This window comes from Chamaesiphon sp. OTE_75_metabat_556 (assembly GCF_031378165.1).
In the GTDB taxonomy this organism is placed as follows: domain Bacteria; phylum Cyanobacteriota; class Cyanobacteriia; order Cyanobacteriales; family Chamaesiphonaceae; genus Chamaesiphon.
This window is the reverse complement of sequence record NZ_JANNDR010000139.1, coordinates 1-11,658: the sequence shown is the minus strand read 5'-3', so window position 1 is coordinate 11,658 and position 11,658 is coordinate 1. Positions and strand designations below refer to the sequence as shown.

At 46.1% G+C, this 11,658-nt stretch carries 11 protein-coding genes and 1 tRNA gene; 7 read left to right on the top strand and 5 right to left on the bottom strand.

All coding sequences use genetic code 11. The features are described from left to right. The first annotated feature begins 133 nt into the window (after positions 1-133). Positions 134-445: a hypothetical protein gene (locus tag RMO27_RS05970; protein ID WP_309730480.1), complete on the top strand. Its 312-nt coding sequence runs from the start codon at positions 134-136 to the stop codon at positions 443-445. Between the two features lie 143 nt (positions 446-588). Next, on the top strand, positions 589-1,641 hold the full coding sequence (obgE, locus tag RMO27_RS05965) for a GTPase ObgE (RefSeq protein WP_309730477.1): 1,053 nt from the start codon (positions 589-591) through the stop codon (positions 1,639-1,641). A gap of 63 nt (positions 1,642-1,704) precedes the next feature. On the opposite strand, the gene RMO27_RS05960 is transcribed toward obgE, so the two are convergent. Then, positions 1,705-1,791, bottom strand: a tRNA-Ser gene (locus RMO27_RS05960). Between the two features lie 72 nt (positions 1,792-1,863). Here RMO27_RS05960 and RMO27_RS05955 point away from each other — a divergent pair. Then, positions 1,864-2,370, top strand: a complete 507-nt coding sequence (locus RMO27_RS05955; protein WP_309730474.1) for a molybdenum cofactor biosynthesis protein MoaE — start codon at positions 1,864-1,866, stop codon at positions 2,368-2,370. Positions 2,371-2,435: 65 nt separating this feature from the next. On the opposite strand, the gene RMO27_RS05950 is transcribed toward RMO27_RS05955, so the two are convergent. After that, the gene (locus RMO27_RS05950) at positions 2,436-3,110 is read right to left on the bottom strand and encodes a hypothetical protein (RefSeq protein ID WP_309730470.1); all 675 of its coding nucleotides are present in this window, start codon (positions 3,108-3,110) and stop codon (positions 2,436-2,438) included. A 275-nt stretch (positions 3,111-3,385) separates the two neighbouring features. Here RMO27_RS05950 and RMO27_RS05945 point away from each other — a divergent pair, with 275 nt between their 5' ends. Beyond that, the gene (locus tag RMO27_RS05945) at positions 3,386-4,354 is read left to right on the top strand and encodes a hypothetical protein (RefSeq protein WP_309730467.1); all 969 of its coding nucleotides are present in this window, start codon (positions 3,386-3,388) and stop codon (positions 4,352-4,354) included. Positions 4,355-4,430: 76 nt separating this feature from the next. Then, positions 4,431-5,441, top strand: coding sequence for a MoxR family ATPase (locus RMO27_RS05940; RefSeq protein WP_309730464.1), 1,011 nt, complete (start codon positions 4,431-4,433; stop codon positions 5,439-5,441). Between the two features lie 81 nt (positions 5,442-5,522). Here the strand turns inward: RMO27_RS05940 and petN are convergent, their stop codons facing one another. Next, positions 5,523-5,612 carry a cytochrome b6-f complex subunit PetN gene (gene petN, locus RMO27_RS05935; protein WP_015160344.1) on the bottom strand — a complete coding sequence of 30 codons (90 nt, stop codon included), beginning with the start codon at positions 5,610-5,612 and terminating at the stop codon, positions 5,523-5,525. A 201-nt stretch (positions 5,613-5,813) separates the two neighbouring features. After that, on the bottom strand, positions 5,814-6,716 hold the full coding sequence (locus RMO27_RS05930; protein ID WP_309730452.1) for a ParA family protein: 903 nt from the start codon (positions 6,714-6,716) through the stop codon (positions 5,814-5,816). A gap of 309 nt (positions 6,717-7,025) precedes the next feature. Between RMO27_RS05930 and RMO27_RS05925 the strand changes: the two genes are divergently transcribed. Together RMO27_RS05925 and RMO27_RS05920 are read left to right on the top strand one after the other, a co-directional pair. Then, positions 7,026-9,290: an ankyrin repeat domain-containing protein gene (locus RMO27_RS05925; protein WP_309730449.1), complete on the top strand. Its 2,265-nt coding sequence runs from the start codon at positions 7,026-7,028 to the stop codon at positions 9,288-9,290. Next, positions 9,284-10,684 (top strand): serine/threonine-protein kinase, encoded by a 1,401-nt coding sequence (locus tag RMO27_RS05920; protein ID WP_309730446.1) that lies wholly within the window; start codon positions 9,284-9,286, stop codon positions 10,682-10,684. The genes RMO27_RS05925 and RMO27_RS05920 overlap by 7 nt, the downstream gene beginning before the upstream one ends. Positions 10,685-10,767: 83 nt before the next feature. Here the strand turns inward: RMO27_RS05920 and RMO27_RS05915 are convergent. Beyond that, the coding region (locus RMO27_RS05915) for a lipid-A-disaccharide synthase (protein ID WP_309730442.1) at positions 10,768-11,658 on the bottom strand (891 nt) is incomplete at its 5' end.

Sequence of the window (11,658 nt, the reverse complement as noted above, 5' to 3'; positions counted from 1 at the left end):
ACAAGATGCCGACTGTCTAACAAACCTGTTGCACGCCGACCATATTGAGTTCTTCGTTAAGTCCGAGAGTTTAACGGCGGGTGAACGGGAACGTTAGATGAATCCAAAAATGCTTTCAATCACTTCATAAAAAATGGCTCTATTAGCTGAGGTTAGAAACTGGCTTGCCTTCATACTTGCTGTAGGTGGTGGATTCATAGCCATACAGACTTTTTTAAGCAATCAGAAACAGCGTCGTCTGGAAAATAGTTTTCGACTAGTCGTCATGTTTAGAGAATCTTTGCATGAAAAGGATATAGAAGCTTGGAAAAATATTTTTCATGCCACTTCAGAGCCAGCGGGGGCAGAGAAAGGATATTTAGTAAAAGTTATTGACGGGAATAGACTGCAACGTCTAATGGTTAGGTACTCATCTAACAAGCGGCTGCACTCGGAACGGATTTGAACGCTGTGGGTTATGATGCGAAATGCAACGCCGTCCGCTCAATTCGAGGCCGTTTGCCCAGATGTGAGTGTTAGCTTTAAACTCAATGTCGAAGATAGTGAGTTAAAATAAAGCCTGACTCATTTACACCCAATCGCCCAACCATGCAATTCATCGATCTCGCAGAAGTAGAAGTAGAATCCGGCAGTGGTGGCGATGGGATGGTAGCCTTTCGACGAGAAAAATACGTCCCCGCTGGTGGTCCCGCTGGTGGTAATGGCGGCAAAGGCGGCTCGGTCTTGTTGACCGCTGTCGAAAATCTCCAAACCTTACTAGACTTCCGCTACAACCGTCGCTTCAAAGCGGAGAATGGTACTAAAGGTGGCTCGAAAAATTGTACGGGTGCGACCGGAGAAGATCTAATCGTCGAGGTACCTTGTGGTACGATAGTTTTTGATACGGCAACTGACGAACTACTTGTCGATCTGGTCGAACCAGGCCAAACTTTTAAAGTCGTCTCTGGTGGTAAAGGTGGCTTGGGAAACGCGCACTTTCTCAGTAATAGCAACCGCGCGCCAGAATATGCCCTCCCTGGACAACCACCCCAGCAAAAACGGATTCGTCTAGAATTAAAATTACTAGCAGAAGTTGGGATTATCGGTCTGCCAAATGCAGGTAAATCCACACTGATTTCGGCACTTTCTGCCGCCCGTCCAAAAGTAGCGGATTATCCCTTTACTACTTTAGTTCCAAACTTGGGTGTAGTTCGCAAGCCGTCTGGGGATGGTACCTTATTTGCCGATATTCCAGGCTTAATTGAGGGTGCCTCTCAAGGTGCCGGTTTGGGACACGACTTTCTGCGACATATCGAGCGCACGCGCGTATTATTACACTTAGTCGAGGCAACTAGCGACGACCCGATCGGGGCTTACCAGACGATTCAGCAAGAGTTAATCGCCTATAATGACTCTTTAGCCACCCGACCCCAAATTCTGGCACTGAGCAAGATCGATGCGGTGGATGAGGAGGAAGTCGCCGAAATCGCCCAAGCTTTAAGCGCGGTCGCCAACCAGCGAGTATTCTTGATTTCGTCAGCGACGCGGACGGGATTAGATCCACTGCTTCAGGAAGTGTGGCAGCAATTGGATAAATTAGCCGCCGAACGCCTTGCGGATAAGTTAGCACTCGAACGAGTCGCCTTTCCCATCCTCAAATAACAAAAATAGGTAGGCATAGTTCTTAACTATACCTACCTATTTGGCAAAACTGCTGTTCTAGTACGGACAGGGAGGGATTCGAACCCTCGATAGAGTTACCCCTATAACACATTAGCAGTGTGCCGCTTTCGACCACTCAGCCACCTATCCAGATAGCGCAGATTTACTGACATTTCTTGATCGTACCATACTGCTTCGGTTTTTACAAGATATTGCAAATTGATGATGACAAACACCCCGACCGAGCTTACTCAAGTCTCAGCTCACCCAGCCGATCGATTCGCGATCGGGTTTGCCCCCCTGTCTCTGGATGAAGTCTATCAGCTCGCTGACGATGCGGGGAATGGGGCGGTGGTGGTGATGAGCGGCACAGTCCGCGATCATACGGATGGCCGCGCAGTAGACTATCTCGAATACCAAGCCTACGCACCGATGGCGATGCGTGTCTTTGCCGCGATCGGCTGGGATCTGCGCACCCAGTGGCCAGAGGTTAATCATCTGGTCATCTATCACCGGGTCGGCAAACTCAAAATCGGTGAAATCAGCGTGCTGGTAGCCGTCGGTACACCTCATCGCGGTGAAGCATTTGCCGCGTGTCAATACGCGATCGATACACTCAAACATCAAGCACCAATCTGGAAAAAGGAATGGTACACCGAAATCGACGGTCAAAAAGCCAGTACCTGGGTCAGTATTGGTGCTTGTGAAGCATCCTCATCGACTCACTGAACCAACAGCACACCAAAAATGAGTCCCGACTAAATTTACAACTCCCAACTCCCCGCTCCCCGATCTCAACGAGCCTTCCGGGGAAATGAAGGTAAATTTTGGCGGAGTAGCTCGGTAGACGATCGCACATTGCCAGCATCTTGAAATTGAAACTCCGAATTCCATTCTGGTGGTTGTGAGATCTCAAGATCGGCAATAGGTTTGAGGGCAAATCTTTTGACAAATAAGTTTCTAAAAAACTGCTTAGCTTGCCAAGCATCAACACAAAAATGAATGACGATCACTACATACAGCAGTGCGAAGATTGCTACTATCGTCAAATATCCATCATTTTTGCTACCACCCAAAACATTGTCGAGGGCAGGGGCAATTGTGGCGAGTAGTCCACCCAACCCAGCCAACAGCAGCGCAAATGTAATGCTGTGGAGCTTAACATCGAGTAAAATTTCATAACCATGATGCAGACTATTAATATCGCCTTCGATCGTCGGAAATAAGAAGTCTGGTAAATGAAAATACTCAGATCCCACCAGCCGAGTTGCGGAAAATTTAAATCCCTGGATCTGACCAAAATAACGTTTCGGGAAGGGTTTGAGATCGTGGATATCTGGTTCTAGAACGTCGATGGAGGATCGTTCGGAGGCTGAACTAACATAAATTGCACTTGCTAATCGTTGTGTAATTTGTGAAAAGTCTAGCGTGCTGACAATCACACAACTATCTAAGGGAATTTTAATCATCGTATCTAGATTACCTAAAGATCTACTGCAATTGAAACATCGAATCAACCGACTGGTCGGTAATATCTAACACCCTTATCACTTAGTTTATAGCTGAATCGTAAATAATTTCTATACTCTGACCCTAATTTGGGCAAAAATACTGAGCGAGATCGAGTCAAATTTAATGCTAAGTAGCTAACCCAGTGCTGAATTCCGAGCCTCATCTCTATCTTTGGGGTGCAGTTTGGGTACTTTAATTGATGAGTGAGTAAGCGAAGATCGGTAAATTGAGTATGAAAGTAACTATAGATGTAGTGGCGGGCGATCTGCCCCCTACCGGAGCGCAAATGACATCAATGGTACAGGCGGCCAGCGACCCCACTACCAGCCCTCAACTGCTACGCCAAATTGCAACCCAGACGGATTGGCAACTGCGACAATTAGTCGCGAGCAATCCCAACACACCAACTGATACCTTATGGCAATTAGGGATTGATTTTCCCGAAGCAATTTTAAATAATCCTGTTTTTGAACTCTTGCAGTTAGAGCAGCTCGATCTAGTCGCCACAATTCCGCATCCGACTCTGACTAGTTTGCTGCAATGCGATCGCGTCCCTACCCGTTTTATGGAATATGCGGTGAGTCGGCAGGATTATAGTCTGTGGCTGGCAGTAGCCTATAATCCTCACACGCCCAGCGCAATCCTCGAAAATTTGGCTCAAAAATCTCGCCGCCAAGATCGAGAATTGATTCGGGCGGTAGCCGCACACCCCCAGACCCCCGTACATCTATTGGCCGAAATTGTTGACATCGGCGAGGGCATCGCGCGAATTGTGGCCGAAAATGCCCAGACACCGATCTCTGTACTCAAACAAATCCTCCGTAAGTATGCTCATCCTCACGATCCGACGTTTACCACCCTAGTGGCACTCCACCCGCAGCTAAATCCCTGTCTGTTGATGCAGATGTATCTAGCCCCGAGTGATGCAGCAGCCCAATCTTTGTGGCTAGCCAAACAGATCGATACCCCACCAGCACAATTAATGCAGCTAGCGGATACTGATTGGTCGGTATTGCGGCTGGCTGTCGTCCGCCATCCCCATACGCCCAGTCAGACGATCGATTTGCTCTGGCAGCAACTCCAACTCCAGATCGATCCTCACGCCCCCAGCGTGCTCGATCGACTAATTTATGATTCTTTTGCCAGTAATCCGCAGACGTCCCCCCAGCTTCGCGGGGAGTTGCGGAAGTTATTGAAATAACGATCCGATCTAGACAGTTGGCAATCCAGCCGACAAATACCTGAATATCTCCCACCTGCTCCAAACTTGCGCTATCATGAATCCTCAAGATTTACAGACTTATCTCGATCGACTAATTACCAATCAGCTCAAAATTAGCACCATGATTTGGGGTGCGCCCGGAATTGGTAAATCGAGTATCGTCAGGCAACTTGCTACCACCCATCAGCTCGAATTTATCGATATCCGGCTGAGTCAATTGGCACCGACAGACTTGCGTGGGTTGCCGGTAGCTGTAGATGGGGTTTCTAAATGGTTGCCACCGGAATTTTTGCCCCAGCAGGGACGGGGGATCTTATTTCTGGATGAGATTAATATGGCTCCACCAGCGATGCAGGGTGTCGCCCAGCAGCTGATCTTGGATCGGCGAGTGGGTAGTTATGTCGTCCCCGATGGCTGGTTTGTATGGGCAGCAGGCAATCGCAAGGAGGATCGCGCGGGAGTATTTGATATGCCAGCACCGTTAGCCAATCGGTTCTTGCACTTACAAGTCGAGCCGGATTTTGAAAGTTTTAAGGCGTATGCGTTGCAGCAGGGCGTTCACGAGCAAATTATTGCGTTCTTATCTTTTCGCCCTAGTCTGCTGCACAAAATCGATCCGCAACAGCCCGCTTGGTGTTCGCCGCGATCGTGGCTGATGGCCAGTAGTTTGCACGCGAATGGGTTGGATATTGCCCCAGCGATCGGGACGGCAGCTAGTGCCGAATTTCAAGCTTTTCTCATGATGTATCGGATGTTACCCGATCTGAAGGCGATTTGTGAAGGCCACGGTAGTCAAATTCCGTTTCCGGTCGAGCCTTCGGCGCGCTATGCTACCGCGATCGGTTTAACAGTACATGCATCTACTGATGTCGATCGTGCTCATCATGCGTTTCGTTGGCTCAGTCAAGTCGCGACAGCCGAGTGGGTACAGTTATTTGTTGCGGACTTATTGGGCTTGATGCGATCGTGCGGCCAATTGGGCATACTCACAGCCTTAATCGCGAAAGATCCTGCCATTCAGAAATTCCTTCAAGACTACCGCCAATTGGTGGCATCTTCAAATTAGTCACCCATCAAAAACCCAACCCTGACGGGGTTGGGTTTTGCAGTAATAGCTCAACAAATTTTTAATAAAGTGACGTCGCGACTAAAACCCGTTGCGACCCCAAACTACCATCGAAATCGACCAGGTAAATAATACTAAGAGCGAGACCCAGCCTAGTGTCAGAATATCCATATTTTTAGTTAGAAGTATATTTTTATGTCTTCATCTATCATAATCCGTTGCGGCCGTACTTAGCAAACAACCGGATAGTTAGGGGATAGGGGATAGGGGGTAGAGGGTAGAGGGTAGTGAATAGTGGATAGTGAATAGTAATTGAAAATACTCTCCGTCCCTGAGTCCTCCGTCTCCCCGCTCTCTGCTTCAAGCTTCGACCTAATCCCCTGCCAACTGCTTGACCTTGGCTAATAACTCTTGGCTCAATTTCATAAAAGCTTTGGAGCCAGCGGAGCTAGGATTCTCGATCGCCACAGGCTGGAAACTATCGATCGCTTTGGCGACATTGACATCCATGGGAATCCGAGTTTGAAAGATTTTACTTTCCTCAAAGTCTTGGGTGACGCGATCCATCACGCGATCGTAATATCGCGCAAATAACGAACTGCCTGATAGGATAAAGACAATCCCTAATAAGCTACTTTCTAAGCAATTTTTATCGCCTTCATGAGTTTCCCTCAGCTTGGCAATTCGGCGTTCTAGCAATTGCATCCCGACCAAAGATAGTGGTTCGGGGCGGGCAGGCATGATATAAAAATGACTGGCCATAATGCCACTACGAGTCAGCAGATTATAGCCTGGAGCGCAATCGAGGATGATAAAATCATAATCATCGATCACTGGAGCTAAAATATCTTTGATCAACGAGCCTTCAAAACCATTCCAAACATCAATGAAATCGGTGTTTGGATTTTCGATTGTTTCTTGGTGAAGTTTCTCTGATACTAGAAATTCATCATAGATATCGATATCTCCAGCTAATAAATCTAGTCCTTTTACCCAACAAACATCGGTAGTAATCAGATCCTTTGTTTCAAATTTATAGCGGCTATTGGGTTTGAGTATTTTGGCGATCGAATAAGCGATCGTCTTTTTCTCGCGGCGAATTTTGGCGAAGTCTTGAGGGGTGACGAGACTAAGAGTGGCACTAATCTGGGTGTCGAGATCGACAACTAATACGCGCTTTCCATAGAGCTTGGCCAGACAAGCAGCTAGATTGACGGTGAGGGTGGTTTTACCGACACCTCCTTTCATATTGACAGTGGCGATGACTAGTCCCATGATTTATCTCAAATGGCTCCCTGACTTTAGTACGCGGTACGGACAGATCCGTAAGTACCGCTACACATGATAATAGGTTTCGATCGCTTTGGGATCGAAACTGCCTACCCTAGTTGACATAATTTTACTTGGGAGTAACACGATCTCGATCGACCGATCGAGTAAATCTAGCTACTGAATTTAGCACTGTTTACAATGTATAAGTTTCGATCGAGCCGTTCGGTAAGTGTCTGGAAAAGTATCCTCAGCGATTGTAGAGAGCACCATGCGGCATCGCTGCGAACAGATCGAGACTAGTTGCGAAATATTATGGACATAGCCACTTCATCACTCGATCGAATTATCGGCGATCGCTATCAACTTGTCGAACTTTTGGGTGAAGGGGGTAGCGGTAGCACTTATAGAGCGATGCGGCTGGCTGATGGAGCCACCGTCGCGATTAAAATCCTCTCGTTGCGCCACCTCAACGACTGGAAGCAGCTCGAACTCTTCGAGCGGGAAGCCAAGGTACTCGCACAAATTAGTCATCCCCAGATTCCTAAGTATCTGGAGTATTTTCACGTCGATACACCTGACAACCGCGCCTTTTACATCGTGCAACAACTTGCACCAGGAAAACCACTCACCGCGTGGGTGCAAGCGGGCTGGCGCGGGACAGAAGCTGAAGTGCGCGATATTGCCAATCAGTTGCTAGAAATTTTGCAGTATCTCCACCACCAGTTTCCATCGCTGATTCATCGCGATCTCAAACCCCACAATATCATTCGCAACGACGACGGACGGCTATTTCTCGTTGATTTTGGTGCGGTGCAAACTGTTTACCACAATACCCTGCTCAAAGGCTGTACGGTAGCAGGAACATTTGGGTATATGGCTCCCGAACAATTTCGTGGTGCGGCGGTGCCTGCGAGCGATTTATATGGCTTGGGTGCGACTATTTTATATCTACTTACCCATCGATCGCCTGCGGATTTACCCCAGGCACGATTGAAGCTGAGTTTTCGCAGCCATGTGAATATCTCCGCTCATTTTGCTGACTGGCTGGAGTTGATGTTGGAGCCAGATACAGCCACAAGATTTTCGTCAGTAGATGTCGCTCTCCATGCTTTCCAAAAACAGCATCGATTTCGCATTCAAAAAGGTATCAGAGTTGGTTTTCCGTGGAAAGGTGTAGCAATTGCAGCCATTATCTTATCGATTTGTACACCTCTAATCGATCGATATCGATACGCATTGATCACTAGACTAGGTTTGCCTGCTTATGATATCTGTAACGCGATTGACAACAGGGGGATCGAGTCTCTACATGAATATCTCGATCGGGGTGTCAGTGTCAATGCCACTGTGGTCGTCAAAGAAAGGGATGGCGAACTAGCAGCAAAAGTTGATACTGGCTCGTTATTACATTGCGCGATCCAGCACGAACGAGTTGAGATCGTAGAATATTTACTCAAGCGTGGTGCAGATCCTCATGTTTTCAATAGTGATGGTTTTGCCCCATTACATCAAGCAATTAAGTTCAATTATGCGATCGAACATCAAGATCCGCAAATAGCTCGCCGGATCGTACAGTTATTATTGAAATACAAAGCTGATGTCAACATCAGCAGTAGCTTGGGAAGATCGCCGCTCATGTTCGCAGTCGAAACAGTGAATCTCCAAATATTCACCGATCTCCTTCAGCATGGTGCCAAAATTGATGTCATTGATCACCAAAAATCTTCCTTATGGCATATTTTATCGGGGAACGCAAATTTTCGGCGCGGCGATGGCCATGACATCCAGCTTCAGGCGATCGCAAATATATTAATGGCCGCAAAATTAGATCCCAATCGGCGCAATCACAAGGGTAATACTCCGTTACATGAAGCATTAGAAAACTATAATCATGTCGTAATATCATTGTTGTTAGATTATCGAGTCAAAACTGACATCAAAAATACTAGCGGTCAAACACCGCTGATTACAGCAATCGATCGCCAGAACTTTGATATTGTTAAACTATTAGTGCTCAAAGGTGCTGGAATTGACGTTCCAGATAGCAGTGGTAAAACACCATTGATGGTAGCAATCGATCGCCGTAGCTTTAACGATCCTAGCAGTCATTTTACATATCAAAATTTCACCGATCCATCGGGGCGACCGATCGACAAGAATCTAACCACACCAAAAATCATTAAATTACTTATCGATCCAAGTTCTGAAAGAATTAAGCGATCGGGTGCCAATCTCAATCTAACCGATCGCCAAGGTAATACGGCCATACATTTCTTGGGCAATTTGGGTGAAGTTCATTCAGTCTCTAACGGATGTCTTCAGAATCGATCGTTGGCAATTTATACACTCAAATTAATGATGCAACATCAAGTAGATACCCAGATTGTCAATCAGAATGGGGATACTGCTTTACATATAGTTGCTAGCCAAGATTTTTTCCCTCTCACTGAACAAATGATTGATCATGGTTGGAATCCACACCAGAAAAATCGTCTCGGTATAAATACTTGGGAATTGATGAAATTAGCGACACCTAGAGAATTACGATGTCAAAATTCAGGCAATAAAAAATGGTAATCGATTCAATATTAGTGAGCCGTTATCGAATTATTGATTTATTAGGTGAAGGTGGTAGTGGTAAAACCTATCGGGCGATCGATCTGCAGGATCGAACTGAAGTTGCAGTTAAAGTTTTGAGTTTGCGAGGAATGGGGGACTGGAAAATACTCGAATTATTTGATCGCGAATCTAAAATTCTCGCTCAGTTAGAACACCATGCTATTCCCCATTATTTAGATTATTTTCAGACTGATATAGCTGGAGAATCAGATTTTTGTCTGGTTCAATCGATCGCACCAGGACGATCTTTGACTAGTTGGATCGAATCGGGTTATGTATTTAGCGAATCAGAGTTGCGAGATATTGCCACGCAGATTTTAGAGATTTTAATCTATCTTCAGACATTTAGCCCACCGATTATCCATCGCGATCTCAAACCTCAAAACTTGTTGCGGAGTGAGTCAGGCAAGATGTATTTAGTAGATTTTGGAGCTGTGCGCGATACTTATCAGCTTACGATTACAGGTGGCAGCACGATCGTCGGGACTTATGGTTATATGGCTCCCGAACAATTTCGCGGACAAGCAGTATTAGCGACTGATTTATATGGCTTAGGCGCGACATTACTCTATCTTAAATCGGGACAAGATCCGGCAGATTTGCCAGTCAGGCAGATGAAAATAGATTTTCGGGAACGAGTTAAATTATCTCCCGATTTTGCTAATTGGCTCGATCGTTTACTTGAGCCGATGCCAGAAGATCGCTATTGGAATGCCGAGCGCACATTAGCAGATCTACAAGGTAAAGTTATCACTAAAATTCCGCGTCCCAGACAACCGATCTCCCACATCTCACAGCAGGGTGATGTGATGAAAATAGTCATTCCCCCAATTTGGTTGGCAACGCGCAGTAGTAAAAGAACTTTTCTGACTGCCACAGCTTGGCTGCTAATCGCGATCGGTGGCTGGTGGCTGATGCGAGTCGCTATTTTACCTGGATTATTATGGCTGTTATTACTACTAATTGGAATAGTTGTGATTCCATGGATGCTACGTGTACTCTATCATTATTGTGCCGTCATCATCTGTGAGCGCGAACTAGAAATAATCGATCGACAGGTGATTTGTACGACTAGATTAGCCGGAATATCACTCCAGCAACGTACCATATATTTCAAAGAAATAGAAAATATAAGTTGCCAAAAAGTAGGTGCTCTGAGCTTACAAGGTGGGATTAAACTAAAGATTTCTGTACAACAATACTATAAAACTGACTTCGATCCGGGGAAGAATACTTTTTTACCTTTGTATACTTTTGGTCGATATCTAGAGCCTAACGAGCAACGGTGGTTAATCGGTGAAATCTTGGATCGGCTATATGAGATTGCACCTCGAATAGAGCAGAACTACTAGTAGATCGATAGATCTGATCGTCTCAAATTAGTAGTGGGTTGGATTTTACCTACTCAATCGAGTTCAGTAGCTGCCAGCGATCGCTAAGTTGACGGCGATAAGATTAATTTTTCGACGATCGATGCCAGTTTATCGGCGGCACCTGCTTCGCCCCGCACTTGGCGTAATGCCGATCGCATGGCAGCTAATTTTTCGGGATGTTCGAGATAATTGATCGTAAATTCAGCAACAGTTTTAGCATCTAAATTACCAACTAATTCGGGGACAATTTCTGCGCCTCCAGCCCAAATATTCGGCCATGCAAACTTGCGACTGCCCATCGTCCGATAGGCGATCGTATTGACGAGCTTGGAAATCGGCGAACCAATCAGCGGTAAATTAACTAAGATCCCTAAGCCCCCATCCCAAGCGCGCATGGCATCTAATTGTTGTAAGGCGATCAAAACTATCATTGGTACCCCTAAACCGCCTAATTCTGCCGTATTTGCACCGATAGTAGTCAGACATAAAGTACACTTACTCAGCCAATTATAGGCCGGAAATTCAGTATGTAGCTCTACCTTCAATCCTTTAGCTGTTTGAAGATAGGGTATAGTATCATTCTGCTCTAGCGTCGCAGTGGCACCATTAACGAGGGCAATGATAGGATTTTTAGTCGGATCTGCATAACTGGCGAGAGTGGCAAGATCGATCGTTGGGGCGACGGGAATGGCAAATTTTACCTGCGGATGAGCAGCTTGAATATCTTCGGCGATCGCGAGCATCAATGGCAATCCCATCCCCAATTTTGCTGACTTCGATCCAGGTAATAAGCCAATCAAAATCGGTGCGTCTCGATCAATATTTGCTTCGGGATTGAGACTAGTTTGAGTCTCAACCATTAAGTCACCAACAACTGTGAATCGATCGAGATATTGCGGTTTGACGTTAGCAATAACTTCCGCATTCATCACGGCAAATCGATCGATTAAATT

Bases quoted from the DNA above. Each gene is read 5' to 3' on its own strand.
- RMO27_RS05955 (WP_309730474.1), top strand. From the start codon at position 1,864: ATGATGACAAACACCCCGACCGAGCTTACTCAAGTCTCAGCTCACCCA.
- RMO27_RS05970 (WP_309730480.1), top strand. From the start codon at position 134: ATGGCTCTATTAGCTGAGGTTAGAAACTGGCTTGCCTTCATACTTGCT.
- petN (WP_015160344.1), bottom strand. From the start codon at position 5,612: ATGGATATTCTGACACTAGGCTGGGTCTCGCTCTTAGTATTATTTACC.
- RMO27_RS05950 (WP_309730470.1), bottom strand. From the start codon at position 3,110: ATGATTAAAATTCCCTTAGATAGTTGTGTGATTGTCAGCACGCTAGAC.
- RMO27_RS05940 (WP_309730464.1), top strand. From the start codon at position 4,431: ATGAATCCTCAAGATTTACAGACTTATCTCGATCGACTAATTACCAAT.
- RMO27_RS05925 (WP_309730449.1), top strand. From the start codon at position 7,026: ATGGACATAGCCACTTCATCACTCGATCGAATTATCGGCGATCGCTAT.
- RMO27_RS05945 (WP_309730467.1), top strand. From the start codon at position 3,386: ATGAAAGTAACTATAGATGTAGTGGCGGGCGATCTGCCCCCTACCGGA.
- RMO27_RS05930 (WP_309730452.1), bottom strand. From the start codon at position 6,716: ATGGGACTAGTCATCGCCACTGTCAATATGAAAGGAGGTGTCGGTAAA.
- obgE (WP_309730477.1), top strand. From the start codon at position 589: ATGCAATTCATCGATCTCGCAGAAGTAGAAGTAGAATCCGGCAGTGGT.
- RMO27_RS05920 (WP_309730446.1), top strand. From the start codon at position 9,284: ATGGTAATCGATTCAATATTAGTGAGCCGTTATCGAATTATTGATTTA.